The sequence below is a fragment of the Lactobacillus sp. CBA3605 genome, from assembly GCF_002970915.1.
In the GTDB taxonomy this organism is placed as follows: Bacteria; Bacillota; Bacilli; order Lactobacillales; family Lactobacillaceae; genus Lactiplantibacillus.
In genome coordinates, this window is the sequence record NZ_CP027190.1 from 1,984,705 (window position 1) to 2,009,804 (window position 25,100).

26 protein-coding genes and 1 pseudogene are annotated in these 25,100 nt (G+C 43.1%); 20 read left to right on the forward strand and 7 right to left on the reverse strand.

Annotation, left to right across the window (positions count from 1 at the left end; genetic code table 11):
* The first annotated feature begins 2 nt into the window (after positions 1-2).
* Positions 3-737 carry an amino acid ABC transporter ATP-binding protein gene (locus tag C5Z25_RS09530; RefSeq protein WP_105452397.1) on the forward strand — a complete coding sequence of 245 codons (735 nt, stop codon included), beginning with the start codon at positions 3-5 and terminating at the stop codon, positions 735-737.
* On the opposite strand, the gene C5Z25_RS09535 is transcribed toward C5Z25_RS09530, so the two are convergent.
* Positions 734-940 (reverse strand): hypothetical protein, encoded by a 207-nt coding sequence (locus C5Z25_RS09535; RefSeq protein WP_105452398.1) that lies wholly within the window; start codon positions 938-940, stop codon positions 734-736. The genes C5Z25_RS09530 and C5Z25_RS09535 overlap by 4 nt on opposite strands.
* A 114-nt stretch (positions 941-1,054) precedes the next feature.
* Between C5Z25_RS09535 and C5Z25_RS09540 the strand changes: the two are divergent.
* Both C5Z25_RS09540 and C5Z25_RS09545 read left to right on the forward strand, forming a co-directional pair.
* Positions 1,055-1,921 (forward strand): annotated as a pseudogene (locus C5Z25_RS09540) (aldo/keto reductase).
* Between the two features lie 28 nt (positions 1,922-1,949).
* Entirely contained in the window at positions 1,950-2,663 is a 714-nt protein-coding gene (locus tag C5Z25_RS09545) for an SDR family NAD(P)-dependent oxidoreductase (protein WP_105452399.1), read from the forward strand.
* A gap of 197 nt (positions 2,664-2,860) precedes the next feature.
* Here C5Z25_RS09545 and C5Z25_RS09550 read toward each other — a convergent pair whose 3' ends face one another.
* A complete protein-coding gene (locus tag C5Z25_RS09550) occupies positions 2,861-3,433 on the reverse strand; it encodes an LURP-one-related/scramblase family protein (protein WP_105452400.1) in 573 nt (190 codons plus the stop codon).
* A 24-nt stretch (positions 3,434-3,457) separates the two neighbouring features.
* On the reverse strand, positions 3,458-4,327 hold the full coding sequence (locus C5Z25_RS09555) for a Cof-type HAD-IIB family hydrolase (protein ID WP_105452401.1): 870 nt from the start codon (positions 4,325-4,327) through the stop codon (positions 3,458-3,460).
* Positions 4,328-4,442: 115 nt separating this feature from the next.
* Here C5Z25_RS09555 and C5Z25_RS09560 point away from each other — a divergent pair, with 115 nt between their 5' ends.
* The 4 genes from C5Z25_RS09560 (at position 4,443) to C5Z25_RS09575 (ending at position 7,236) form a co-directional block, all read left to right on the forward strand.
* Positions 4,443-5,135, forward strand: coding sequence for a uracil-DNA glycosylase (locus C5Z25_RS09560; RefSeq protein WP_105452402.1), 693 nt, complete (start codon positions 4,443-4,445; stop codon positions 5,133-5,135).
* Between the two features lie 26 nt (positions 5,136-5,161).
* The gene (pta, locus tag C5Z25_RS09565) at positions 5,162-6,142 is read left to right on the forward strand and encodes a phosphate acetyltransferase (RefSeq protein WP_105452403.1); all 981 of its coding nucleotides are present in this window, start codon (positions 5,162-5,164) and stop codon (positions 6,140-6,142) included.
* Between the two features lie 107 nt (positions 6,143-6,249).
* Positions 6,250-6,711, forward strand: coding sequence for a tRNA (adenosine(37)-N6)-threonylcarbamoyltransferase complex ATPase subunit type 1 TsaE (tsaE, locus tag C5Z25_RS09570; RefSeq protein ID WP_105452404.1), 462 nt, complete (start codon positions 6,250-6,252; stop codon positions 6,709-6,711).
* Between the two features lie 9 nt (positions 6,712-6,720).
* On the forward strand, positions 6,721-7,236 hold the full coding sequence (locus tag C5Z25_RS09575) for a GNAT family N-acetyltransferase (RefSeq protein WP_105452405.1): 516 nt from the start codon (positions 6,721-6,723) through the stop codon (positions 7,234-7,236).
* Between the two features lie 86 nt (positions 7,237-7,322).
* Here C5Z25_RS09575 and C5Z25_RS09580 read toward each other — a convergent pair whose 3' ends face one another.
* Together C5Z25_RS09580 and C5Z25_RS09585 are read right to left on the reverse strand one after the other, a co-directional pair.
* Positions 7,323-7,859 carry a 3'-5' exonuclease gene (locus C5Z25_RS09580; RefSeq protein ID WP_105452406.1) on the reverse strand — a complete coding sequence of 179 codons (537 nt, stop codon included), beginning with the start codon at positions 7,857-7,859 and terminating at the stop codon, positions 7,323-7,325.
* A gap of 65 nt (positions 7,860-7,924) precedes the next feature.
* Complete coding sequence (locus C5Z25_RS09585) at positions 7,925-8,692, reverse strand: exodeoxyribonuclease III (protein WP_105452407.1); 768 nt, start codon at positions 8,690-8,692, stop codon at positions 7,925-7,927.
* Between the two features lie 78 nt (positions 8,693-8,770).
* Here C5Z25_RS09585 and C5Z25_RS09590 point away from each other — a divergent pair, with 78 nt between their 5' ends.
* From C5Z25_RS09590 to C5Z25_RS09605, 4 genes are all read left to right on the forward strand, one after another.
* Positions 8,771-9,673: a Gfo/Idh/MocA family protein gene (locus C5Z25_RS09590; protein WP_105452408.1), complete on the forward strand. Its 903-nt coding sequence runs from the start codon at positions 8,771-8,773 to the stop codon at positions 9,671-9,673.
* Positions 9,674-9,727: 54 nt separating this feature from the next.
* Positions 9,728-10,627: a UDP-N-acetylmuramate dehydrogenase gene (gene murB / locus C5Z25_RS09595; RefSeq protein WP_105452409.1), complete on the forward strand. Its 900-nt coding sequence runs from the start codon at positions 9,728-9,730 to the stop codon at positions 10,625-10,627.
* A 35-nt stretch (positions 10,628-10,662) separates the two neighbouring features.
* A complete protein-coding gene (locus tag C5Z25_RS09600; protein WP_105452410.1) occupies positions 10,663-12,795 on the forward strand; it encodes a cation:proton antiporter in 2,133 nt (710 codons plus the stop codon).
* A gap of 120 nt (positions 12,796-12,915) precedes the next feature.
* Positions 12,916-13,428, forward strand: a complete 513-nt coding sequence (locus C5Z25_RS09605; protein WP_105452411.1) for a MarR family winged helix-turn-helix transcriptional regulator — start codon at positions 12,916-12,918, stop codon at positions 13,426-13,428.
* Positions 13,429-13,466: 38 nt separating this feature from the next.
* On the opposite strand, the gene C5Z25_RS09610 is transcribed toward C5Z25_RS09605, so the two are convergent.
* Positions 13,467-14,114, reverse strand: coding sequence for a DUF1361 domain-containing protein (locus tag C5Z25_RS09610; RefSeq protein ID WP_105452412.1), 648 nt, complete (start codon positions 14,112-14,114; stop codon positions 13,467-13,469).
* A 185-nt stretch (positions 14,115-14,299) separates the two neighbouring features.
* Here C5Z25_RS09610 and cdaA point away from each other — a divergent pair, with 185 nt between their 5' ends.
* The 5 genes from cdaA (at position 14,300) to C5Z25_RS09635 (ending at position 20,634) form a co-directional block, all read left to right on the forward strand.
* Positions 14,300-15,142: a diadenylate cyclase CdaA gene (gene cdaA / locus C5Z25_RS09615; protein ID WP_105452413.1), complete on the forward strand. Its 843-nt coding sequence runs from the start codon at positions 14,300-14,302 to the stop codon at positions 15,140-15,142.
* On the forward strand, positions 15,139-16,110 hold the full coding sequence (locus C5Z25_RS09620) for a CdaR family protein (protein WP_105452414.1): 972 nt from the start codon (positions 15,139-15,141) through the stop codon (positions 16,108-16,110). Before cdaA ends, C5Z25_RS09620 begins: the two co-directional genes overlap by 4 nt.
* A gap of 24 nt (positions 16,111-16,134) precedes the next feature.
* A complete protein-coding gene (gene glmM, locus C5Z25_RS09625) occupies positions 16,135-17,490 on the forward strand; it encodes a phosphoglucosamine mutase (RefSeq protein ID WP_105452415.1) in 1,356 nt (451 codons plus the stop codon).
* A 396-nt stretch (positions 17,491-17,886) separates the two neighbouring features.
* Positions 17,887-19,704, forward strand: coding sequence for a glutamine--fructose-6-phosphate transaminase (isomerizing) (gene glmS / locus C5Z25_RS09630; RefSeq protein ID WP_105452416.1), 1,818 nt, complete (start codon positions 17,887-17,889; stop codon positions 19,702-19,704).
* Positions 19,705-19,815: 111 nt separating this feature from the next.
* Complete coding sequence (locus C5Z25_RS09635; RefSeq protein WP_105452417.1) at positions 19,816-20,634, forward strand: Cof-type HAD-IIB family hydrolase; 819 nt, start codon at positions 19,816-19,818, stop codon at positions 20,632-20,634.
* Between the two features lie 50 nt (positions 20,635-20,684).
* On the opposite strand, the gene C5Z25_RS09640 is transcribed toward C5Z25_RS09635, so the two are convergent.
* Positions 20,685-21,704 carry an aldose epimerase family protein gene (locus tag C5Z25_RS09640; RefSeq protein WP_105452418.1) on the reverse strand — a complete coding sequence of 340 codons (1,020 nt, stop codon included), beginning with the start codon at positions 21,702-21,704 and terminating at the stop codon, positions 20,685-20,687.
* 257 nt (positions 21,705-21,961) lie between these two features.
* Between C5Z25_RS09640 and C5Z25_RS09645 the strand changes: the two genes are divergently transcribed.
* From C5Z25_RS09645 to C5Z25_RS09660, 4 genes are all read left to right on the forward strand, one after another.
* Positions 21,962-23,047: an ABC transporter ATP-binding protein gene (locus C5Z25_RS09645; protein WP_105452419.1), complete on the forward strand. Its 1,086-nt coding sequence runs from the start codon at positions 21,962-21,964 to the stop codon at positions 23,045-23,047.
* A 404-nt stretch (positions 23,048-23,451) separates the two neighbouring features.
* Positions 23,452-23,760, forward strand: a complete 309-nt coding sequence (locus C5Z25_RS09650) for a hypothetical protein (RefSeq protein WP_105452420.1) — start codon at positions 23,452-23,454, stop codon at positions 23,758-23,760.
* A 74-nt stretch (positions 23,761-23,834) separates the two neighbouring features.
* Positions 23,835-24,245, forward strand: coding sequence for a hypothetical protein (locus tag C5Z25_RS09655; RefSeq protein ID WP_105452421.1), 411 nt, complete (start codon positions 23,835-23,837; stop codon positions 24,243-24,245).
* A gap of 21 nt (positions 24,246-24,266) precedes the next feature.
* The gene (locus C5Z25_RS09660) at positions 24,267-25,004 is read left to right on the forward strand and encodes a nitroreductase family protein (RefSeq protein ID WP_234002802.1); all 738 of its coding nucleotides are present in this window, start codon (positions 24,267-24,269) and stop codon (positions 25,002-25,004) included.
* Positions 25,005-25,100: the final 96 nt, after the last annotated feature.

The following is a 25,100-nucleotide window of genomic DNA, read 5'->3' on the forward strand; positions in this document are numbered from 1 at the left end:
CAATGGCTAAAGTCAGTGTGCAAGATTTACACAAAAGTTATGGGGATAACGAAGTCTTAAAAGGCCTGAATTTAGAGGTTCAGAATAATGAAGTTGTTTGTATGATTGGGCCTTCTGGTTCGGGGAAAAGCACTTTTTTACGGTGCTTAAATGACTTAGAAGTCCCTAGCCAAGGTAAGGTTATCATTAGTGATTATGACTTATCTGATCGGGCAACGAATATTAACCTCGTGCGGGCTAATATTGGCATGGTGTTTCAACATTTTAATTTATTTCCACATTTAACCGTGCTACAAAATATTACGTTAGCGCCGATTCAACTCAAGAAAGCGACTAAGACGGCGGCTGAAACGGCCGCACGTAAGTTGCTGGATACGGTTGGTTTAGCAGATAAGGCGGATGCAATGCCACAATCATTATCCGGGGGGCAACAACAACGAGTTGCTATTGCTCGTGCCTTAGCGATGCAACCAAAAATCATGCTGTTTGACGAACCGACTTCAGCGTTGGATCCTGAAATGGTGGGCGATGTGTTAGACGTCATGAAAAAATTAGCGGCCAATGGGATGACGATGATTGTTGTCACGCATGAGATGGGATTTGCTAAAGAAGTCGCAGATCGCGTCGTCTTCATGGCCGATGGGTTAATTCAAGAAAGCGGGCGCCCAGCGGATATTTTTGATCATCCGCAAAGTCCACGGTTACAGGATTTCTTGAATAAAGTGATTAATGTTTAATGGTCCCATGTTTCGGGAGTCAAAAAGGCAACTGGTGTTGAGCTTGGCTCAGTACCAGTTGCCTTTTTGTGGAAAATATAATGAGGATGATTTTTAAGGGAAACTAAGCCGTGAAATTTTGTGGCTAAACTGCTCAGCTGTTTTGATAAGGGCCCCGTTTTAGCAAATGTGAGGAATACTTGTAGCAGATCGTTATCTAACATGACTTCAGTTCCTAGGATACATTATCTGTATACTAGCATGTTTAATTAGTAATTTTCAATTCACGAGTTTGTCTTTATACTAAGGCCATCCAGTTCAGGAAAGGTTTGATATAAATGATAAAAACTCCAACGATTAAATTAAATGATGGTAATGAAATTCCGGCAATGGGCTTTGGCACTTTTTAGATTCCGAATGATGGTTCAACGTACAAAGCAGTTAGACAAGCGTTAGTCCTTGGTTATCGACATATTGATACAGCTGTGGCCTATTTTAATGAAGCCGAAGTGGGGCAAGCTATTCGAGATAGTCAGATTCCCCGTGACCAGATTTGGGTAACTAGTAAGCTTTGGTTACAAGACTATGGTTTTGAAGCGGCAACGAAAGCCATCGATCGGTCACTTGAAAAATTAGGGTTAGACTACTTAGATTTATATTTGATTCATCAACCCTATGGTGACGTTCCTGGTGCTTGGCGAGCCATGGAAGAAGCGAAACAAGCGGGTAAAATCAGGTCGATTGGTGTTTCAAATATGACACCCAAAATTTGGTCAGAATTTGTGCCAAAGTTCGCAACGATGCCAGCAGTTAATCAAGTTGAATTTAATCCATATTTTCAGCAGACTGCGCTACGACAAATCTTGAAAAAAAGTGATGTTCGATTAGAAGCGTGGGCGCCTTTAGGTCAAGGTGATCAGCGCCTAATGACCGATCCAGTTATCACGAAAATAGCGACCAACTATCACAAAGATGTCGGACAAATAATTTTACGATTTGAATATCAAAGCAATGTTATTGTCTTTCCTAAATCTGTTCATCGTGAACGAATTAAGACTAACTTGAATATCTTTGATTTTGAATTGACCGGTGATGAGATGAATCAGATTAAACACCTTGATAAAAATCAGGGGCAACATGATCCTGATGCTCCAGGAGTTTCAGCCATATTATTGTCTGCATTTGATGTCCATTCGAATGATTAGAATAATACAAAATGTGAGGGATTGAGAAATGGCAAAAGTTTTTATTACTGGTTCAACGGATGGTCTTGGGCTATTAACCGCTCAGAAGTTAATTTCGATGGGAAATGAAGTTGTGTTGCATGCACGTAATCAGCGAAGAGCTAGTGATGTACACAAAAAATTACCAGGTGCGAAGGTTCTGATTGGTGATCTTGGTAATCAGAATGAGGTTGAAGTTTTAGCAAAACAAATGAATGGGATAGGGCGCTTTGACACGATTATCCATAATGCCGGTATCGCCGTGGATGATCCACAGCTTATTTTTCGTGTTAATGTCATCGCACCGTACTTGTTAACCGTCTTAGCTCGTCAACCAAAACGGTTGGTCTATGTTTCATCTAGCATGCATCGTGGTAGTACTTTTGATGTTAATCATTTAGCCCAAACAACGGACTACTCAGCATCTAAACTACAGGTTTTAATGTTAGCTAAAGCAATCGCACGACTGTGGCCGACTGTTGCAACTAATACGGTAGATCCTGGCTGGGTGCCAACTAAAATGGGTGGTCGCGGGGCCAGTGATAATCTAGAACAAGGCTATGCAGGCCAGGTTTGGTTAGCAACGACAGCCGATTCGTCGCTAACTGGCCAATATTTATATCATTCACAACCTAGTAGATATGATCAGCGCGCTGATAACGTTGAGCTACAGTCACAACTTTTAAAGCAATTAAAAGAGATTACGGGTATCTCGTTGGCGTAGTTTTTAATAGCGTCAGTTCTGAACGACTTCATTTTGGTGTTTTACCAAAATAAGGTCGTTTTTGGTATTTTTTATATAGTAGGTAATCGTAATTTTCGTTATTAAATTGAGGTGAAAAACCACTATGAGTTATTAGCTGACTGGTTCTAAGTCAGCTAATAACTCATAGTGGTAGTCAGATCGTCTTAAGCTAGCGGTTACTTGATTGGTTTGGATAAGTCACCTTGGTGGGGATGCAGCGTATAGTTACTTTCACCGAAAGTGACATGATAGCCTTCAGTTGTCGTGCGTTGCCGATCACGATTAGTTGGTTTACGCCAATGGTCTAAGATAGCGGCAATGCAAATACAGAGGGGCTCCGTGACTTGATCGGTAATGGTCAGTTCGAAAGCTTCGCCATTAGTTGTGACGACCGGTCGCATGGTCATGACCAGTTCAGTACCGTGATAAATGCGATAACTTTCGGTGTTCAAGCTGCCCATAATAATCCAACGTAATTTACGAACGTAAATCATTTCATGCCAAAAGCCAAATGTGCGACTAATGGAGCCGACGTTTTGACGATTATAATATAAATCAAACTTTGGCAAAATACCGAGTGAAGTTTGCTTAATTTCGGCGAGAAGTTCACCTTGAATGGCATAGAGGCTGAGGGCGTCTTGACGACGGCCCCAACGACCGACAAGCAAGTAATGTGATTGGTCATGCGCATCACGAATGACCCGCGCGCCTTTAGCAAAACTGTTACGGCTGAAATATAGTTGACGCATGTCAAACCCTCATTTCCCATTTAACTAGTTCTGCGCTAGTACGGCCAAGATGGCTTTACCAACACCATCGTTCACGTTAGTGTCTGTGACATGATTGGCAAGTTGCTTAACTTCCGTAGTTGCATTGCCCATCGCATAACTGGTGCCAGCTAATTTTAGCATGGAAACATCGTTATTGTTGTCACCAATCGCCATCACATTGGTCATCGGGGTATTCAACATATTGGCATAGCGTTCAACCGCAATCCCTTTTTGGGCATTGATATTATTGATTTCAATATTTGACCGGGAAGACGAGGTGATTTTAATGGAAGAATGTTTGGCTAGTAGGTCAGCCGATAATGGTTGTAGCTCTTTTGGCCCAGCCTGACTAAAAGTAATAATTTTCATGACGTGATTTTTGGGATCATCTAACAAGGCATTATAATCGTCGACATAATTAATATCCATTAATTCTAGGCGAGCCGAAGCGAGTGACACCGCAATTTTAAACGATGTGTCAGGATTTAAGTTCGTCAATAAGTGGGCAATTTCTTCGATACGTTTGGCTTTGTTATTAGAATAGACCCCATCATTGCCAACCACTTCAAAGTAATAGCCACGCGCAGTTAACGTATGGAAAATGGCGCGGGCAACCGTTTTGGTGATGGGCACCATATCTAGCATTTTACCGGAAGCATCAAATACTTCGGCGCCGTTTAAGGTGATTAGTGGCGCGGTAATCCCTTGAGCTGCTAGTAAGGGTTGCGCTTCAGAGTAGCGACGACCGGTTGAAACAATGAAATGGACGCCTTGCTGCTGAGCTTTCAGAATTGCTTGTGCGTTAAAATCAGAAACCGTCATTTCGTTATTTAACAAAGTACCATCCATGTCAGAAGCGATAATCGAAATCATGTTGTCACATCCTTAATTTTATTAATAACCCTATTCTAACATGTTTAAATCGGAATTCAGAATTATTATCATTAGCGGTTTTGAGTATGCTACAATAATGCAAGAGGTGTTAAGGATGAAAGCGTTTATTCATACTGACTGGTGGGACGTCTTAGAACCTGAATTTGAGCAGCCTTACTATCAGCAATTACACAAATTTTTAAAAGCAGAATATCGAACTAAAAATATCCATCCAGATATGTATAATATCTTTCAAGCTTTTGAATGGACATCCTTTGCGGAAACTAAAGTCGTGATTTTAGGCCAGGATCCTTATCATGGTCCTAACCAAGCACACGGGTTAAGCTTTTCAGTTTTACCCGGTGTACCTGTGCCGCCATCGTTGGTTAATATTTATAAAGAATTACAAACGGATGTCGGCTGCACACCGGTTAACCATGGTTATTTAGAGTCGTGGGCCAAGCAGGGCGTGCTCCTGTTGAATTCCGTGTTAACTGTCCAAAATGGGGTTGCTTTTTCGCATGCTGGTAAAGGGTGGGAACGGCTAACAGATGTTGCCATTCAACGGTTATCCGCGCGGCCAACCCCAGTAGTCTTCATTCTTTGGGGCAAAGCCGCACGTTCAAAAATCAAGCTGATTGATACAGCGACTAATGTGGTGTTACAAGCGCCTCATCCGAGTCCGTTATCTGCTTATCGTGGCTTTTTTGGATCAAAACCATTTTCTAAAACGAATTTGGCTTTGACATCTTTCGGGGAGCAACCCATTGATTGGCAACTTCCCGCTCAAGTCAGTCTTAAAAACTAATTAATTAATTTATTGGAGGTCATCGCATGGATTTATTTACAGCATTGGCACAAAAGATTACTGGTAAGCATCAAACGATTGTTTTCCCTGAAGGAACGGAACCCCGAATTGTTGGAGCTGCGGCTCGCTTAGCAACTGATGGGTTAGTAACGCCGATTGTGTTAGGAAATACAGCACAGGTTCAAGCTGTGGCAACGGATTTAAAGGTGGATTTAACGGGTGTGCAGGTTTTAGACCCCGCTACTTATCCCGCTGCAGATAAAAAAGCCATGTTAGATGCGTTAGTCGCACGGCGTAAAGGCAAGAATACGCCGGAACAAGCTGCTGAGATGCTTAAAGATGAAAATTACTTTGGGACGATGTTAGTTTATTTGGGCCAAGCTGATGGGATGGTTTCTGGCGCAGTTCACCCCACTGGTGATACCGTTCGGCCGGCATTGCAAATTATTAAAACGAAACCCGGGTCGCATCGAATTAGTGGCGCGTTTATTATGCAAAAAGGTGACGAACGGTATGTTTTTGCGGACTGTGCGATTAATATTGATCCAGATGCCGATACATTAGCTGAGATTGCCTTACAAAGTGCGCACACGGCTAAAGTGTTCGATATTGACCCTAAAGTGGCGATGCTAAGCTTTTCAACTAAGGGTTCTGCTAAGGGTGATGCGGTTACTAAGGTGCAAGCAGCAACCGCTAAAGTGCAAGCAGCAGCTCCGGACTTAGCCGTTGATGGCGAGTTACAATTTGATGCTGCCCTAGTTGAAAAGGTCGGGTTACAAAAAGCACCAGACTCTAAAGTAGCTGGGCATGCCAATGTCTTTGTCTTTCCAGAATTACAAGCTGGGAATATTGGCTACAAAATTGCGCAACGGTTAGGCGGTTTTGAAGCCGTGGGGCCAATCTTACAAGGCTTGAACAAGCCAGTGTCTGATTTGTCACGTGGTGCCAGCGAAGAAGATGTTTATAAAGTGGCAATTATTACTGCAGCACAAGGCTTAGAAGCCTAATTATTAGTTAAGCGGGAGAAACTCCGGAGCTTGTGCTTTGAAGTTACTCGCGTTTTTTTTATAATGATAGTAAGCAATTAACATGAATGGAGGCACTTAATAACGTGATGGAATCAGTAACAGTCACGTCACCCGATCAAACGATGCAACTTGGTGCCAAACTGGGCCAAATGGTACAACCGGGTGACTTAATTTTATTAGATGGTGATTTGGGTGCCGGCAAAACGACCTTTACTAAGGGATTAGCCAAGGGTTTAGGCATTGATCGCAATGTTAAAAGTCCAACGTTTACCTTGATTCGAGAATATCATCAGGGTCGACTACCGCTTTATCATATGGATATTTATCGACTTGAAGACGGGGGCGCTGAAGATCTTGGTCTCGACGAATACTTTGATGGTGACGGCGTCAGTGTGGTCGAATGGTCTGAATTTATTCAAGATATATTGCCGGCAACTTATTTACGAATTGCTTTAAAGCGTTCAGAAGCGACGGATGAACAGCGAACGATTACGTTAATGCCACAAGGAACGTATTATCAAAAGTTGGTTGAGCAATTAGAGGGGTGAGTGACAACCATGACAGCAACAGTTGTTGATGTTCGTCCGGCAGAAGCGGCCGATGCGGGACAATTATTGGCGTTATTGATGCAATTAGCAACCGAATCCAATACGTTTACGGTGGATGATGGTCTGGGAGAATTAAGTGAAGCGGATGAACGTCAGCAGATTGAACAAATTACGCGCACGACGACGAATACGATTTTTGTGGCCGCTTTGGGCGATCAATTAATTGGCATTGGCACAGTTCAAGCGACGGACGCCCTCATTAAACAACAGGGTGAAGTTGGTGTCGCGGTTTTAAAACAATATTGGGGCGCTGGTTTAGGGACCGCTTTGGTTGAAGAGTTGATGACCTGGTTTCGTGATTTTAGTACCTTAAAACAACTGACCTTAACTGTTCAAACTAGAAATCACCGGGCAGTGAAACTTTACCAACGACTTGGCTTTAAACAAGTGTTACCAACGCCGTATGAAGTAGTTGATCCGACGGGGAAAAAGGTCTTGGCCGTAGATATGACATTGGACCTCTAAAAATAGCCGATTTCCATGTGGTCAGTAACTTTTAGGCGTAAAAAAAGAGCTTGGATTGGCTTCCAAACTCATCATTGTGACGGCGATTAACCCTGAACACGAACGAACGGTTTCAGTCGATCAGTCCCAAATTGGTTGGCTTCACTTAATAGGATGTTCGCGCAAGCTAAACTATCATCTAACGCATTATGATGATGTTGTAAGTCGATATCTAAGGCGCGACACATGGTATCGAGTTTATGGTTGGGCAGTTCAGGAAAGAACTGTTTACTTGTCTTAACAGTATCCATTGATAGGTATTGCGGTGCGCCAATACTATAGTGCGCCAAGGTCTGGCGCAGTACGCCAGTATCAAAAGGCGCATTGTGGGCAACGACTAATTGGTCGCGTTGAAAGAACGGCTGAATATGATCCCAAATTGCGGGAAATTTTGGTGCTGTGGCAACGTCCGTTTCATGGATGCCATGAATTTGGACATTGCGCCAAAAAAAGTCGCTTTCAGGCTTGATCAAAGAATAAAATTCATCAACAATTTGGTTATTACGAACAATGGTTAACGCTAATGAGCAGGCACTATCCCGTTTCGCATTAGCGGTTTCAAAGTCCATGGCAACAAAATTCAAATGGGCCACCTGCATTTCTTGAGAGTTATGTCGTTATATTACTGTGATTGTGCCTTAAATTCAAGTCATGGGTTTGGTGATAAGCGGACGGTTAGTTCAACGGGACAGTGATCAGAACCAAAAACCTGGGTTAAAATTCTGGCATTGATTAAACGGTCAGCTAATTGGTTAGCCGTGATAAAATAATCAATGCGCCAGCCAGCATTGGTATCGCGGGCATGGAAGCGATAACTCCACCAAGAGTATTGATCAGTCTGGTCGGGATAAAAATACCGGAACGTATCGGTATAGCCACTAGCCAGTAAGTTATGAAAGGCTTGCCGTTCAGTATCGGTGAAGCCGGCGCTGTCATGATTGGTCCGCCAATTTTTTAAATCAATATTTTCATGGGCCACGTTGAGATCACCACATAGAATAATTGGTTTTAAGGCATTCAAGCGGTTGAGATAAGTCAAAAAAGCGATGTCCCAAGTTTGACGATAGGCCAAGCGTTTTAAGCCCGTGCCAGAATTTGGTGTGTAGCAGGTGATCAGATAGTAATCAGCGTATTCTAGTGTGATGACGCGGCCTTCAGTATCGTGTTCTGGGTTGCCAATGCCATAGGTCACCTGTAAGGGCGTATGCTTCGTGAAAATAGCGGTACCAGAGTAGCCCTTACGGTCGGCATAATTCCAGTATTGTTCATACCCCGGCGTGGCTAGGTCGATTTGGCCGGCTTGTAACTTGGTTTCTTGTACGCAGAAAAAATCAGCATCTAGTTGCTTAAAAGTGGTCATAAAGCCGTGTTTAACCGCGGCCCGCAGACCATTAACATTCCAAGAAATGAGTTTCATCGTTTAAATCAACGCCTTTCGATTGGTTTGAATAAGTTAATTGTACCGCATTTCGGCATTTAAAATGGAGGATTCGATATGTTAAAAATTGGCGTACTTGGGTTAGGCAATATTGCGCAAAAAGCTTATTTACCAGTGATGGCAGCGATGCAGGATCAATATGAATTTCATCTAACGACCCGGAATGCTGAAAAACGGCAAAAATTAGCCGCTACTTACGGGTTTACCCATACGCATGCGACGGTAGCTGAGTTGATTGCTGCCAAGCCAGCTGCGGTTTTTGTGCACACGCCAACGGCAACCCATGCGGCGATCATTAAGCAGTTACTGATGGCGGATATTAATGTATATGTGGACAAGCCAGTTGCCACCGATCTTAACGATGTTCAAGCACTCTACGCCTTAGCGGCCACGCGGCATCTCTTATTGACTTGTGGGTTTAATCGGCGGTTCGCCCCTTTTAATCAGCAGTTAAAAGGGTTACCGGACAAACGTGTTATTACGGCGGAAAAAGTGCGCGAAACTGGCGGTCAAACGGTTGAAGCGGCCGTGTTCGACTTGATGATTCATACTGTTGATACTGGGTTGTATTTGTTAGATGCCCCTTTAATTGAAACGACTGGTCGGATTGTGGCCAGTGCCACCGGTCAATTAGAACAAGGTTATTTTAGTGCGCAAACGGAACGGACACAACTTAACGTAGTTACTAATATGTATGGGGGCGTCAACTTAGAACAGACGACCGTCCAAACAGTAACCGACCGAGCAACGGTGACGAACTTAAATATGTTGCAACAGTTTAAGACGGCTCAAAGTGAAACCACGTTGATGCCAGATTGGACGCCTACATTAGAAATCCGTGGATTTGCACCCTTGATTCGGGCCTTTTTAACTGCGGTAGCAACTCATGGTCAAAATCCGGTGGACCCAACTTCGGTTATCACCAGTCATGCGGTATGCCGGCATTTATTAAGCCATTAAAAAGTGATATGATTATACGATAGACTCAAATTGAAACACGAAAGGAACCTCACCATGACCCAAGATGTGTTGGCCACTTTTCCAGCCATTGAAATTAAAAAGAACGAATCACTCAGTCACTATACGAATACTAAAACGGGTGGTCCGGCCGATTATGTGGCATTTCCTAAGTCGATCGACGAAACTAAAACGCTGATTGACTTTGCAAATGCCCAAGCGATGCCGTTAACGGTCATCGGGAATGCTAGCAATTTAATTGTTAAGGATGGTGGCATTCGCGGGTTGACCTTAATCCTTACGCAAATGAATCAAATTCATGCGAGTGAGACCACGGTGGTTGCTGAAGCCGGGGCTGCTTTGATAACAACGACTAAGGCGGCTTGTCAAGCACACCTGACTGGTCTCGAATTTGCAGCGGGGATTCCCGGCAGTATTGGTGGCGCCGTCTTCATGAACGCCGGTGCTTATGGTGGTGAGATTAGTGAAGTTGTGGCAGAAGTCACGGTAATCACACCTGCCGGTCAGTTAAAGACATTGACGAATGTGGAACTTAACTTTGGTTATCGGCACAGTACCATTCAAGATTATGATGATATTGTGGTCAATGCGACGTTTAATTTAAAAGCTGGCAATCAAGCCCAAATCCAAGCCCGCATGGATGAATTAAACACGTTACGAGCAGCGAAACAGCCGTTAGAGTGGCCTTCTTGTGGGAGTGTTTTTAAGCGACCAACGGGTTACTTTACTGGTAAACTAATTCATGATGCTGGGTTACAAGGTACTCGGGTTGGCGGCGCCGAAGTTTCTAAAAAGCACGCTGGTTTCATCATTAATGTTGATCATGCGACGGCGACTGATTATTTGAACATGATTCATCATATTCAGGCCGTGGTATTCGAAAAGTTTGGCGTCCATCTTGAACCCGAAGTTCGGATTATCGGAGAAGACGCTTAGTTGAAGTCAATTGAACAAAGGAGGCAACCACTTAGATGCCGATCATCGAACTAGTGATTTTATTGGCATGTTTAGTGCTGCTGTCGAATGTATTGAGCCACTATCTAGTCGCAATCCCCGTCAGTTTAATTCAAGTCGGGCTGGGTCTGGGAGTGGCTTTATTATTAAATGTACAAGTCAAACTGCAAACGGACTGGTTTATGCTCGTGTTCATTGCACCGATGCTGTACAACGACGGCAGACAGTTCCCTAAGCAAGAGTTATGGAAATTACGAGGGGCGATTTTTGCGAATGCAATCGTACTCGTCTTTATCACAACAATTCTAGGGGGCTTCTTAATACATGTCCTCATTCCAACCATCCCCTTGGCCGTTAGTATTGCCTTGGCAGCGATTCTATCACCTACTGATCCGGTAGCGGTCCAATCAATTTCCGAAGGGGTCAAGTTACCAAAAGAAATCTTACATTTAGTCAGTGGCGAAAGCCTCATCAACGACGCCAGCGGCCTAATTGGGTTTAAGTATGCTTTGGCAGCTGCAGTGACCGGGAGTTTTGCTATTGGTAAAGCGGTCGGTGACTTTTTCTACATTAGTCTAGTTGGCCTGGCGGTCGGCTTGGCATTAATTACGTTGATTCAAGTTATTCGCGATGTTTTACGGCGTGAAGGAATTAACGACACGGTTTTCAACGTGGTATTACAAATTTTAACGCCCTTTGCCATTTACTTTATTGCTGAAGACTGGTTCCAAGCGTCCGGTGTTGTGGCGGTAGTTGCCGCTGGTGTCTTATCACATATTCAAAATTCCCATGAAGCTGAAGATGCCCCAGAATTACGCTTAGTAACTGAAAAGGTCTGGAATATTATTGTGTACTTATTAAATGGGATTGTATTTCTCATTTTGGGCATTGAGCTCCCAGTTGCAACCAAAGGCACGATTGAAGGGACACATACGAATACGTTCCATGCCATTTTTGATGTGTTGATTGTGTGGGGCATTCTGCTGCTGATTCGGGTGGCGTGGACCTATGGTTACATGCTCTTTAGCTGGTTACGTGATCGCGCTAAAACCAAGCCCAGTGTTCGAATTGCGACCTTGTCTGGTCTTTCAGGCGTGCGAGGCGCAATTACAATGGCGGGAGTCTTCACGATTCCCACGGTCATTGCCAGTGGTGATGCTTTTCCTGAACGAGCATTAGTGTTGTTTATTGCCGCCGGGGTCATCATCTTAAGTCTAGTTTCAGCTGCTGGAATTTTACCATTAATGGCAGCCAAATCCTTGCCATTTATGACGCGTGGTTCGAGCCTGGATGAAGATGATGGCGTGATTGTTACTGATGATAATGAGACGGATACGCCTGATGAGGCCAAGCCCCAGCAGGTGTCTTATAAGCAGGCTCGGATTTATGTGTTACGGTTAGCGGTTCAAAATATTGAAGAGCATCGACGCGCGGAAAATCAACGGGCAGCGTATGATTTGATTTTGGATCAACAATTTCAAATTCGACGGTTAGAAGTGGCGTCACAAACGGCGGATGAACTGCAACCGATGCTCACCGATGAGATGCAACTGCGATTAGTGGCCTTAGCAGGGGAACGCCAAGCCGTTAAGGAAATGTTGGCGCATGGTGAGACGTCGAAGTTAGCAGCCAGGGCGTATTTACGGCGAATTGATGAGCGTGAACAACGCTTATCACAAACGATTCATCGGCCAGGATTACCCACTTTACGGACGTTACGAATTCTCTATAATCGGGCCGTGCAAGGGTTCCGGTTGTGGATTGCCCCAGCTGATAGCGATAAATTGCGTGCTGAGCAATTAGAGATTCAGCGAGTCGCTTCAAAAGCGGCCATTAAAACATTATCGCAGTATTTAAAGCAAGCAAATGTCGATGAACAGCAATTTGATCAGCAAGCGTTGTATCATTTGATTGTGAACTATCGGAATCGGATTGAAAATGCCAAGGCTGATCATAGCTTGTCACGTGCTGATTATGAACGGCAACGGCAAACGTTACGCATTAAAAGCCTTGGTGCTGAACGAGCTGGTGTGCAGCATCTATTGGAGAGCGGGCAGATTAGTTTACGGACGGCATCGAAGTTGCGTCAATTTATTAATTATTCCGAAAATCTACTAATGTTAAATGATATTGAAGCGGATGATGAGTAATTGTCTGGTGTATTATAAAAGGCTTAGTTATAATAAAGTTAGCCTAAATTGCATAGTGAATCATCGCGACTTGCAATTAAAAAGGGATTATTAGGGTAGGACCTAGCGGGGGGACGCAATATGATGGAAACAGAAATTCATGAACAATTCGTTGAAACTTATATGCATATTTTAAAATACATCGGGGATTTTGTTTCAGTACCAACCCGACCATATAAGATTACGTTTGAAGCTTATACGGTCATGCAAATGATTGCAACGAGTGAGACAGCGCTAACGTTGGTTAAAATTGCGAACGCTCAACGGGTCTCTCGGAGTGCCATTGCACGGCAAATTAACGTATTACTGGCTTTAAAGTATATCGAACAAACGACAAATACGCATGATCGGCGAATTAAGTATCTTTCATTAACGCCCGCGGGTCAAAAAGTTGAACAAGCTATTAGTAAAGCGTCGACGGAACGGTTTCATGACTGGTTACAAGTCTATGGTGAACAACGTGCGACAGATACATTGCGCTATATTGCCGATGCTGAACAAAAAGCAACGACACTTGGATTTAGTGGTTTCAGTGGCTTACACGACAAACGTAGTGTTCATCACGGTTATCGTGACCCGAAAGCCGTCGATTAAAAATAGCGTTGCAGACAATTTTGTCTGCAACGCTATTTTTAATTCGTCGTTGTGGTATTGGTAAAGCGCCAAGCGGCATAAATGAGTGTTTGTAAGGCCCACATTAAGCCAACGAAGGCCATCATTTTGACTGACCACATGTTAAGTAGCTGTTCAATAATGTATTGAGGCGTGATTAGGAGGTAGATTGAATGTAGGCGCAAGAATCGACCGACATACACACCGACACCGGCAAATAAGAAGAGAAGCAGACTAATTAAAGTCCGAGCCCCTGAAAATCGTTCTAAGTGTAACCGGCGCTGGCATTCCAAAGCAACTTGGTCGACACCCCAAGTCCCGATGATAATTGAGACGATGGTGGGGCCAGCTAAGTAGGTAAAGTCGCGCCACATGGTTAAGTTAAAGCGTAATAGGCCATTAACCCCATATGGATGTAGCAGACTTAAGTGGAATAAATCGGTCATCAGATAAGGGGCGTTGGGATAAAAGAGTAACCAAATCAGAGCCAACAGCCAAAAAAATGGGGCGGAACGCCGGCGCGTCAGCCAAAAGCTGAGTTCAATTGGAATATAGGCTAAAGTTGTATTTAACAATAAAAAATGAAATGAATCATGAATTGTAAATGCAATTAAACCAATGAATAGCCAATAAGCAAGCCGGACGGTCCATCGTTGTTTACCAGTCATCTGATCACCACCCCTTCTCGATTATTTTAACAGAAATAATTGTTATTCTATATTAATTAATCGCAACTTTAATATTTATTCAATTTTTAATTGAAAATTGTAAAGCCACATTGCGAATCTACACAACGCTAGTGGTTCGCCGTGCTATAATGTGAAAGTAAATATTTTTCATAAGGAGGAGGATTATGAACTTCAATTGGAGCGATTTGCTAACGGTGCAAAACTTTGTCCGGCTCCTTGACATTCTGGTCGTCTGGTTTGTCATTTATGAATTAATTGTCCTATTACGCGGGACTAAAGCGGTTCAGTTGTTCCGGGGGATTATTGTCATTGCAGTTGTTAAATTTGTCAGCGTGGTCATTGGCCTCGATACCGTTTCTTGGATTATGGATCAGGTTATTAACTGGGCAGTTATTGCGATGGTCATTATTTTCCAGCCGGAAATTCGGCGGGGCTTGGAGCATCTTGGTCGTGGGTCGATGTTCGTGCGGGGAAAACGTCAAAATGAAGACGAAGAACGCATGATTGCGGAACTCGATAAGGCAATCCAATATATGGCAAAACGGCGCATTGGGGCGTTAATTTCAATCAAACTTGATACTGGGTTGGAAGACTATATTGAGACTGGAATTGCACTAGATGCCGATATTACGGGCGAATTATTAATCAATATTTTTATTCCCAATACACCGTTACATGATGGCGCCGTGATTATCCAAGATAACCAAATTAAAGTGGCGGCGGCTTATTTACCGCTATCTGAAAGTAATCTAATTCCTAAGGAACTGGGCACGCGGCATCGTGCGGCCGTTGGAATTAGTGAAGTGACGGATGCCTTAACCATCGTTATTTCAGAAGAGACTGGGGAAGTTTCGATTACGAAGGATAATGAACTCATGCGTGGCATGACGCAAGAAAATTACCTGCGTTACTTCCGGCAGGTCTTATTGACACCGGAAGATCAAACTCACCAAAATGCGATTCAAAATTGGTTTGGTCGTATTTTCGGAGGGGGGCCCCGTAAATGAAAAAATTTATGAATAGTTCGTGGTCCTTACGATTATTAGCATTGCTATGCGCGTTGGTCTTATTTGCCTACGTCAACTCTAATAAGAGTAGTACGACTAGCCTGACTAACAATACGTCGAAAACCACGTTAACTTCTAATCGGAAAGTCACAATTAGTGCGCCCTTAGAGTTAAACGTAAATAGTACAAAGCATTTTGTTACTGGCTATCCCGAGAATGTTAAAATTACCATTGAGGGGCCCGCAGCATTAGTGACAACCACGGCAAATACGCAAAACTTTAAAGTTTATGCGGATCTAACGGACTTAGCTGCTGGCCGGCATAGTGTGAAGGTTCAAGTGGATGGTTTGAATAAAGAATTAAGCTACTCATTAAACCAGAAGTATATTCACATTAATATTCAACCTCGGCGGACGGCATCGTACAAGATTAGTGCTGATTTTAACAGTGCTAATGTTGCGGACGGCTATGAGATGGGAACACCACGTTTGGGCACGGCGAGCGTCAAAGTAACCGGCGCAGTTAGTGAAGTTAGCAAAGTGGCTAAAGTTGTCGCAGTGGTTAATACGGAAAAAAATCTACAAAAATCAGTCAATCAACAAGCGATGATTGAAGCTTTAGATGCTAATGGACAGACGCTGAATGTGGTCTTAACGCCATCGACAACCTCTGTCTATATTCCGATTAAACAAGCAACAACGACTAAAAAAGTTGCCGTCGATTTAAAAGCCAGCGGTAAGACGGCTAGTGATACCAGTTATTCATTTTCAACGGATACCAAGTCGGTTGAAGTTACCGGTACCAAGGCGGCGTTGGCGAAAATAACCAAGTTACCGGTGAACGTTGATGTTTCTGGTGTTGATGAGACGACGACGAAAACGGTCGCGGTCTCTACTAGTGATGAAGACGGGCTTTCAGCGGTTAGTCCAACAACGATTAAAGTTAAGATAACTGTTAAAAATGATTGAAAATTTGAAATGAGGTAAGTATCGATGAAATATTTTGGAACTGATGGTGTGCGTGGTATTGCTAATTCTGGGTTGACGCCAGAACTTGCTTTTCGGTTAGGCCGTGCTGGCGGTTATGTGTTGACTGAACATGCTAAAGACAAAGTAACTCAACCACGGGTCTTAGTTGCCCGTGATACGCGGATTTCTGGTCAAATGTTGGAGGAATCTTTGGTTGCCGGTTTACTTTCTGCTGGGATTGAAGTTTTGCGTTTAGGCGTCATTACGACGCCCGGGGTCGCTTACTTAGTTCGGATTCAAGATGCGGATGCCGGTGTTATGATTTCAGCGTCACATAATCCAGTGGAAGATAATGGGATTAAGTTCTTTGGTGGCGATGGCTTTAAGTTATCGGATGCTAAAGAAGAAGAAATCGAAACGTTATTGGATCAACCGAAAGATGAGTTACCACGGCCAGCTGCTGAAGGTCTCGGGACGGTGGCCGATTTTCCTGAAGGCAATCTCAAGTACGCGCAATTCTTGGAACAAACGATTCCTGATGACTTAAGTGGGATTCATTTGGCTGTTGATGGGGCGAATGGCTCTACCAGCAACTTGGTTTCACGGATTTTTGCGGACTTAAACGTTGATTTTGAAACGATGGCTACGTCACCAGATGGCTTAAATATCAATAAAGGCGTAGGATCGACCCATCCCGAAGCTTTAGCTAAGTTTGTCGTTGAAAAGGGCGCTCAAGTTGGATTGGCTTTTGATGGCGATGGTGACCGGTGTATTGCAGTTGATGAACTGGGCAATATCATTGATGGCGACAAAATCATGTACATTTGTGGGAAGTTCCTTAGCGAACGCGGCAAGCTCAAGCAAGACACGGTAGTTACCACGGTTATGAGTAACATTGGGTTGTATAAGGCATTGGAAACAGCGGGCTTACACAGCGAACAGACCCAAGTTGGGGACCGTTACGTGGTTGAAGAAATGTTGAAAGACGGCTTTAATCTAGGTGGCGAACAATCTGGTCACGTGGTATTTTTGGACTTCAATACGACTGGTGATGGGATGTTAACTGGGATTCAATTGTTACACGTCATGAAAGAAACGGGTAAGAAATTATCCGAATTGGCAGCTGAAGTCACAACTTATCCACAAAAGTTAGTTAATGTGAAAGTACAAGATAAGCAAGTTGCTTTAGATAATGAACCCATCAAAGCAGTTATTGGTGAGGTTGAAACCGAAATGGCCGGTGATGGTCGGGTCTTGGTTCGGCCTTCTGGGACGCAAGATTTATTACGGGTGATGGCCGAAGCGAAGACGACTGAATTAGTCGATGCTTACGTTGACCGGATTGTTGCGGTAGTGCGCGATCAAGTTGGCGTTGAATAAGTAAGTCAGCGTTGTAGTACCAAAAATTCACAAAAAAATCAAAAGACAAGCTAGTTAGTTGACTGGCTTGTCTTTTTAATTGGTCTACGTTCTGTATATTGGGTATACCAATATATAATTGTGTTGACATCTCCGGACTAAAACGTTAAAGTAATACTGTTTCTAGGAAATATACCAATCGGAGGTAGAAAGCAACCAATTCTTAATTGGTTAAAGCGGAATAGCGCCAGGACTTTAGATAATAAAGTTGACGAGGATGACGTCTATCGAAAATCGACGGGTGACGTCAGGGACTGCACTCTATAGGTCAGGTACAAAAACTAGTCGTGAGATTAGTGACAGATAACTTGACCAAGCAGCTAGAAACAATTCAAACAGTAAAGGAAGTTAAAACTTATGTGTGGAATTGTTGGAGTTACCGGTAAAGATAGTGCAGTATCAATCTTGTTGAACGGGTTAAAGAAATTGGAATATCGGGGTTATGATTCAGCCGGTATTTATGTTAACGATCAGGATGGTCAAGATTATTTGGTTAAAGAAAAGGGCCGGATTGATGACCTGCGCCAAGCAGTTGGGGCTAACGTTCATGGGTCAACTGGGATTGGTCATACACGTTGGGCCACGCATGGGGCGCCAAGTGTCGCAAATGCGCATCCACAAGTTTCAGCGGATGGTCGTTTCTACTTAGTGCACAATGGTGTGATCGAAAATTTTGAAGAATTAAAAGCAACTTATTTAAGCGACGTGACTTTCAAATCACAAACTGATACCGAAGTCATTGTGCAATTAGTTGACCGTTTTGTTACCCAGGAAGGTCTATCAACTTTAGCCGCTTTCCGGAAGACTTTGGGCTTATTAGGCCATTCTTCATATGGGTTTTTATTGATGGATAAAGAAGCACCTGATACGTTGTACGTGGCTAAAAACAAGAGCCCGTTATTGATTGGGGTTGGCGATGGGTTCAACGTGGTTTGTTCTGATAGTTTAGCCATGCTCGACCAAACGAAAGACTTTTTGGAATTACATGATGGCGAAATCGTCGTGGTTAAGCCCAATGAGATTACAATTACGAATCAAGCTGGTGAAGCGGTTCAACGGGAGACGTTCCACGTGGACATCGACGCAGCGCAAGCTGACAAAGGAACTTATCCATTCTACATGTTAAAGGAAATCGATGAACAACCAAATGTGATGCGGAAGTTATCCCAAGTCTACTTAAATGATGCTGGGATGCCCGTTATTAATGCCGAATTATTGGCAGCTATTAAGGCCGCTGACCGCTTATATATTGTGGCAGCGGGTACGAGTTATCATGCCGGGCTAGTTGGTGCTAGCATGTTCGAATCCTTAGCTGGGGTACCAACCGAAGTGCATGTCTCATCCGAGTTTGCTTATAACCAGCCATTGCTATCTAAGAAACCATTCTTCATTTTCTTAACGCAATCTGGTGAAACGGCTGATAGTCGTGAAGTCTTACTAAACGTCAATGAACAAGGCTTCCCAAGTTTAACAATTACTAATGTGCCTAACTCGACGTTATCACGAGAAGCAACCTACACGCTGTTACTGCATGCTGGTCCTGAAATTGCAGTGGCTTCAACTAAAGCCTATACGGCCCAAATTGCCTTACAAGCGATTTTGGCCAAAGCATTAGGTGAAGCAAACCAAACGGCTGCTGCAACTGACTTTGATGTTAAACAACAGTTGGCTTTAGTAGCGAATGGGATGCAAGCGTTGGTTGATGAAAAAGCCACCTTTGATAAGTTGGCACAATCAGCCTTACTACACACACCGAATGCGTTCTATATTGGTCGGGGCTTAGACTATGCGGTTTCATTGGAAACGGCCTTGAAGTTGAAGGAAATTTCTTACGTACAAGCTGAAGGTTTTGCTTCCGGTGAATTAAAACATGGGACCATTGCATTAATTGAAAAAGATACACCAGTGATCGGTATTATCACGCAACAAAAGACGGCGGGCTTAACCCGTTCTAATTTACAAGAAGTTGCTGCACGTGGCGCCAAAACGATTACGATTGTGAGTGACACTTTAGCCAAAACCGATGATACGATTGTGTTACCAGCAGTTGATGAACGGTTGAGTGCATTGCTTAGTGTTGTGCCTGGGCAATTATTAGCTTACTATACCAGCTTGAATAAAGGCTTGGATGTTGATAAACCTCGGAACTTAGCTAAGAGTGTGACTGTTGAATAACTTAAGTCATTAGTGGGCAATGACACCAAAGAAGCAACTTCGCATGACTAGCGGAGTTGCTTCTTTTGGCGCATAATATAACTTAATCGTGAAGTTAAGGGAGTGGCTTTTGTGGCAATCAAACTAATTGCAACGGATTTAAATGGCACATTATTACGTGGTGATCAGTCGTATCATCAGGAACGGTTACAGCGGGTTTTAAACGCATTACAGGCACAGGGCATTCAGTTAGCACTGACTTCTGGCAATCAATATGCCCATTTAAAGGCGCTCTTTGCAACGATTGAAGCTGATAATTTAGTGATGGTGGCGGAAAATGGCGCTTCAATCTATCAACAAGCGGTTCAGTTATTTGATGGTAGCTTATCAGCGGCGACGGTTAACCAGTTTATTACGGTTGATCGAAAACAAGCGTTGTTTAAAAATACGTATTTAATTTTGGTAGGCGCGCAGGGATCATATACTGAGATTGGTGCCCCCAAAGCGCTTTTAAAAGCGGCTAAGCAATTTTATGATAACCTACAAGAAGTGCCCAGCTTGGCGACAGTGACGGATAAAATAAAAAAGATCAGTGTTTCAACAACACCGGCAGCAGCGAGCGAACTGGTCGCTTCGTTGAATACCACGTTTGCTGGGCGCTTAGTGGCTCATGACAGTGGGTATGGCGTGATTGACTTAGTTGCTAGTAACGTCGGTAAGTTACCTGCTGTTCAATGGTTGGCCAAACGTTTTGGCTTAGCCGCGGATGAAATCATGGCGTTTGGCGATGGCGATAATGATGTCCCATTGTTACAATATGCCGGTTTAGGGGTAGCGATGCGCAATGCGCCAGCTAAAATCCAAGCGGTTGCCAATCAAATTACAGCACTTGATAATGAACATGATGGTGTTTTGGATAGTATTGAGAGCTTGGTTTTGAACAAAGCTTAGGCCTAAATTAATAAGCATCGGTGGCTGAAATAGTCGCCGATGCTTATTAATTAGACATCGTAAATATTTGAAAATTGATAAGCGGTTTGATAAGTCACTGGGACGTTAGGTTCGATAATAATGTTGCCAAATTCTTTGTGATGAATGGCGTCGGGCAGCATCTGAGCTTGTAACGAGAGGCCTAGTTGTGAACGCATTGGCTTACCACCATTAAGTCGATAACGGTCATCACGGTAATTAGTTGCACTAGAAACGACGACGGCTTTGGCGTTGGTTTTGAGGGTAACTTTGCGGCCGCTGATCCGATCGAGCAGCTCGACCTGTGGATTGGGCGTGGTATTTAGTACGAAACCATGGTGCAAGCCACCGTTAATTTTTTGAATTTGCGGTCCAATCTCAGTCCGTTTGCGAAAATCAAACGGTGTGTCCGTGACCCATGGCAATTTGCCGGTGGGTAAGCCGTGTTTATTGACGGCTGAATATTCATCAGCATTAATTTTGAGAAGCTGTTGATCGATTAAGCGGTCAGCATCTCCGCTAAGATTGAAATAAGTATGATTAGTTGGGTTAAAGAGGGTGGCTTTATCACTCTTGCCCGTATAACTAATCGTGAATTTGCCATTGTTGTCTAAAATGAAATTGGCGGTAATTGTCATCGTCCCGGGATAGCCGTTCTCACCATCAAGGGTAATGTATTGCATGACTAGGCCAACTTGCTCCGCCGTTTGCAGCTTGCGCTCAAGAAACCAAGGTTCAAACGCAATCTGCGGCATGTTACCGCCATTTAGATGATGCTCACCAAAGTTTTGGGTTAACTCATAGTTACGCCAAGTGGCATTTTTGATGACACCAGCGACACGCGCCACAGTCGCACCAAAAAAGGATTGATAGTTAATGTAATCTTCACCAGCGTCAAAGCCTAAAATAACGTTGGCGAACTGGCCAGTCTTATCGTGTGTTTTGATCGCCGTAATGGTGGCGCCCCAGTCCATAATAGTCACGCTCATATGATGATTGTTCACTAATGTATAATAATTAATCCCGTTTGCTTGATGCTCAATTATTTTCATCGTCTCATTCACTCCAATGCATGCCTGACAAAATATCCGGTTACCCTTAGTATATTTCATTTTCAAACATAATGCGAACGTTTGCATGGTTCAAACGTTAGGATATACTCGATATTGTGTCTTAAATCACAAGCTATTAATTTTAGATTAAGCTCGTTAGGTCTAGCTTGACGGTAACCGACTTCTCTAGTACCATATAGCAGTTAGTAATACTGTGTTATTAGGATATAAATCGTAGAATATTAGGAAGTATTAAAATGACAACTGATTATAAAATTAAAGTTCAAAATGTGACCAAAGAGTTTGATTTGTTTAAGACTCGTTCGGATCAATTAAAAGCTTTTTTCTCTATTTCTAACCAGCCGATTCCAGAATTTTGGGCCTTAAAAGGCATTTCCTTGGAAGTTAATCCTGGTGAAACGTTAGGCTTAATTGGTGTTAATGGCTCTGGTAAGTCGACGTTATCGAATATTATCTCTGGCGTAATCCCTCAAACAACGGGGGTCGTTGATGTTCGTGGCGATACGTCGATTGTTGCGATTAATTCTGGTTTGCGTGGTGAGTTGACCGGGTTAGAAAACATCCGGTTGAAAGCCTTGATGATGGGGATGACCAATCATCAGATTGATACCATGTTGGATGATATTGTCGCTTTTGCGGATATTGGTGACTTCTTATATCAACCCGTTAAGAGTTATTCGTCTGGGATGAAATCACGCCTTGGATTTTCAATTGCGGTGCACATTAATCCAGATATTTTGATTATTGATGAAGCGTTATCTGTTGGTGATGATACGTTCTATCAAAAGTGTGTGGAAAAAATTAAGGAATTTAAGGGCGAAGGTAAGACCATTATCTTTGTCAGTCATTCCTTGAAGCAAATTGAAATGATTTGTGATCGAGTGGCTTGGATTCAATATGGTGACTTAAAGCAAATCGGTCCAACTGAAGAAGTCGTTAAGGAATACCGGGAATTCATCAAATGGTTCAAAGCGTTGTCGAAAAAAGATAAGCACAAGTATCAAAATGATGCCAAAGAATTGCAAAAGCAATTTGACATTGATGCTTATCAAGCACAGGTCGTAGCGGAACGTCAAAAGGCAGAACCTGATAATCCCCATGTTGCTCGGAATGTTCAAAAGGACTTCTATGGTGGTGTGATTTCAGAAACGATGCCATGGCGAACCCGAATTTTCACTAGTGTGTTAGCAATTGCGGTTGTCTTCTTAATGCTGGTTAACGTTTCTGGGCATTCATTGACGAGTGTGGTCACCCATCCGTCAACGATGTTACATCCCTCAACGACTTTGACTGGGGCGGGCGTTACGAAATCAACAAAATAATATAACTAAAATAAAAATCGTAATTATCAGAGATGATGATTACGATTTTTTAGTGTCGTCGAGTTAGTATTTAAGCCATATTCGGTGAACTAATTAACTTAAAAAGCTGATTTAATCAGAGGCGTAACCCTAAGTTAACCAATGTTGACCGGCTGATTTTAGGAAAATTACTTAAACATTGATAATTAAATAATTTATTTTCAATAATCGTTGACAACGCTTACAATATCGACTATTCTTAATTCGTAAGGTATTTAGTTACCTTCTAATCAATTCTCTTTCTCTCTTATGCCGACCACTATCTCTGGATAGTGGTTTTTTGTGTTGGTCTTAAAAGACCTGAATTTCCATTTTGACACGGTTGGTTTCGCCCGCTATACTAACAATGAAGTGAGGGATTGGATTTGAAAAATCATGAAACGTTAGATTTGATTGAAGAAATTACCCGTAATGACGGGACGACGTATATGGAAATTGGCAACATGGTTATGAATGGTCGGGCTGAATTGGCGGCGGAACGTCGCTTTATTAAGCAAGTTCGCATCTTGCAATTGAATATCCCACATTCAGTCCATGTTGAAAATTATCAAGCGTATATTAATGAAACTTTTGACATCCCAGATGAATCGATGGACCATTGGGAAGAATGGGTTAAGACGCCTGCGATGCAGACGGAAGTTGACCTGATTTTGAGAGAAAATCATATTGGGTAACTTGAAAGCTTAGACGTGCGGACCACGATTATCAGTGGTATCTTAGACCAGGTTCTAACAGGAGGATGGTCTAATTGAGAAAAGCGTTATTGCAATTTATTCAGGCCCGTTTTCAAACGCGGTTTCGATTTCGTAACGAATTTGAAAGTGAGTTAACTTTAAAAATTTTACAACGACTTATTAATGAACATCCAGAAAGCCTATTGTTAACGAGGCACGATGTTGAGCGTATGCTAGGGCAGTCGTTAGATACGCCCGCTTTACAACGTGAATACTTTCCCCAACGGTCAATCACCCTCTTAGAGACGGTGCTAGATGAGCTGAACACGCTTAGTGTCGTTGTACAACAACCGCTTGGCCGAACCCGTTACCCGTTGTTTCGGAGTATTCAGATTGATCAAGTTTGTGAACGCATCGTGTTTAACTTAAATGTCGACGTTTTGCCGCAGTTAACACAATGGTCGACGGAATTGGTTCAGGGATAAAGGAGCTTTTTTTTGAAAAATATGGTTATTGAGACATTGAATGCACATCGGACACACCGAAACTTTACAGCTGAACCGGTGAGCGATGCAATTTTAACACAAATTATTACGACAGCCCAACAAGCACCGACTAGTCAGTATTTACAAGCCTATAGTTTAATAGAAGTAACAGATCCGACAATTCGGGCAAAGCTGGCAACAATTACCACTAAACCAATGGTCGCCAATCAAGGGCGTTTGCTGGTCGTCTTAGCGGACCAAAACCGGAACGTTCAACTAGCAGCGACCCCCAATGCCAAACGCGCCTTGACAGAATTAGACCGGTTTCTGGGCAGTGTGGAAGATGCCACGCTGATGACCGAAGCAATGGTCATGGTTACGGAGAGTTTAGGTTTGGGGAGTGTCGTTTTGGGATCGATTAATAATGATACCCAGGCGGTCATTGAATTGTTGCACTTACCTGCCTTAACGTTGCCCGTATTTGGGTTTCAATTAGGTTATCCGGCGACGATGCCGGCTAAAAAGCCCCGGTTGGGATTAGAGGCAGTCTTGTTTAAAGATCATTACGAGGAGCCAGTAGCGTATCAAGCAACGTTAACGGCGTTTGATGAGACGTTACATGCTTATTACCAGCACCGGGGCACTAATACCCGGGACGAACATTTAAGTCAGATGACGCAAGCCGCTTTAGGTTCAGCGGCCAAGCGACGTGATTTCTTTAAAATTGCGCGGCAGCAGGGTTTTTTACCAGAAAGCTAAGTCGATTGAAACTAAAAACTGTGACCAAATTGCGATTGGTTGCAGTTTTTTCGTGCAAAAAAATATAAGTTACTTAATTAATGGGGCTGGGATCCA

Coding starts and splice junctions, on each gene's coding strand:
- C5Z25_RS09660 (WP_234002802.1), top strand. CDS start 24,267: ATGGTTATTGAGACATTGAATGCACATCGGACACACCGAAACTTTACA.
- glmS (WP_105452416.1), top strand. CDS start 17,887: ATGTGTGGAATTGTTGGAGTTACCGGTAAAGATAGTGCAGTATCAATC.
- C5Z25_RS09555 (WP_105452401.1), bottom strand. CDS start 4,327: ATGATTTCGATTATCGCTTCTGACATGGATGGTACTTTGTTAAATAAC.
- pta (WP_105452403.1), top strand. CDS start 5,162: ATGGATTTATTTACAGCATTGGCACAAAAGATTACTGGTAAGCATCAA.
- C5Z25_RS09545 (WP_105452399.1), top strand. CDS start 1,950: ATGGCAAAAGTTTTTATTACTGGTTCAACGGATGGTCTTGGGCTATTA.
- C5Z25_RS09620 (WP_105452414.1), top strand. CDS start 15,139: ATGAAAAAATTTATGAATAGTTCGTGGTCCTTACGATTATTAGCATTG.
- C5Z25_RS09575 (WP_105452405.1), top strand. CDS start 6,721: ATGACAGCAACAGTTGTTGATGTTCGTCCGGCAGAAGCGGCCGATGCG.
- C5Z25_RS09550 (WP_105452400.1), bottom strand. CDS start 3,433: ATGCGTCAACTATATTTCAGCCGTAACAGTTTTGCTAAAGGCGCGCGG.
- C5Z25_RS09530 (WP_105452397.1), top strand. CDS start 3: ATGGCTAAAGTCAGTGTGCAAGATTTACACAAAAGTTATGGGGATAAC.
- C5Z25_RS09590 (WP_105452408.1), top strand. CDS start 8,771: ATGTTAAAAATTGGCGTACTTGGGTTAGGCAATATTGCGCAAAAAGCT.
- murB (WP_105452409.1), top strand. CDS start 9,728: ATGACCCAAGATGTGTTGGCCACTTTTCCAGCCATTGAAATTAAAAAG.
- C5Z25_RS09610 (WP_105452412.1), bottom strand. CDS start 14,114: ATGACTGGTAAACAACGATGGACCGTCCGGCTTGCTTATTGGCTATTC.
- cdaA (WP_105452413.1), top strand. CDS start 14,300: ATGAACTTCAATTGGAGCGATTTGCTAACGGTGCAAAACTTTGTCCGG.
- C5Z25_RS09600 (WP_105452410.1), top strand. CDS start 10,663: ATGCCGATCATCGAACTAGTGATTTTATTGGCATGTTTAGTGCTGCTG.
- C5Z25_RS09645 (WP_105452419.1), top strand. CDS start 21,962: ATGACAACTGATTATAAAATTAAAGTTCAAAATGTGACCAAAGAGTTT.
- tsaE (WP_105452404.1), top strand. CDS start 6,250: ATGGAATCAGTAACAGTCACGTCACCCGATCAAACGATGCAACTTGGT.
- glmM (WP_105452415.1), top strand. CDS start 16,135: ATGAAATATTTTGGAACTGATGGTGTGCGTGGTATTGCTAATTCTGGG.
- C5Z25_RS09535 (WP_105452398.1), bottom strand. CDS start 940: ATGTTAGATAACGATCTGCTACAAGTATTCCTCACATTTGCTAAAACG.
- C5Z25_RS09560 (WP_105452402.1), top strand. CDS start 4,443: ATGAAAGCGTTTATTCATACTGACTGGTGGGACGTCTTAGAACCTGAA.
- C5Z25_RS09640 (WP_105452418.1), bottom strand. CDS start 21,704: ATGAAAATAATTGAGCATCAAGCAAACGGGATTAATTATTATACATTA.
- C5Z25_RS09585 (WP_105452407.1), bottom strand. CDS start 8,692: ATGAAACTCATTTCTTGGAATGTTAATGGTCTGCGGGCCGCGGTTAAA.
- C5Z25_RS09605 (WP_105452411.1), top strand. CDS start 12,916: ATGATGGAAACAGAAATTCATGAACAATTCGTTGAAACTTATATGCAT.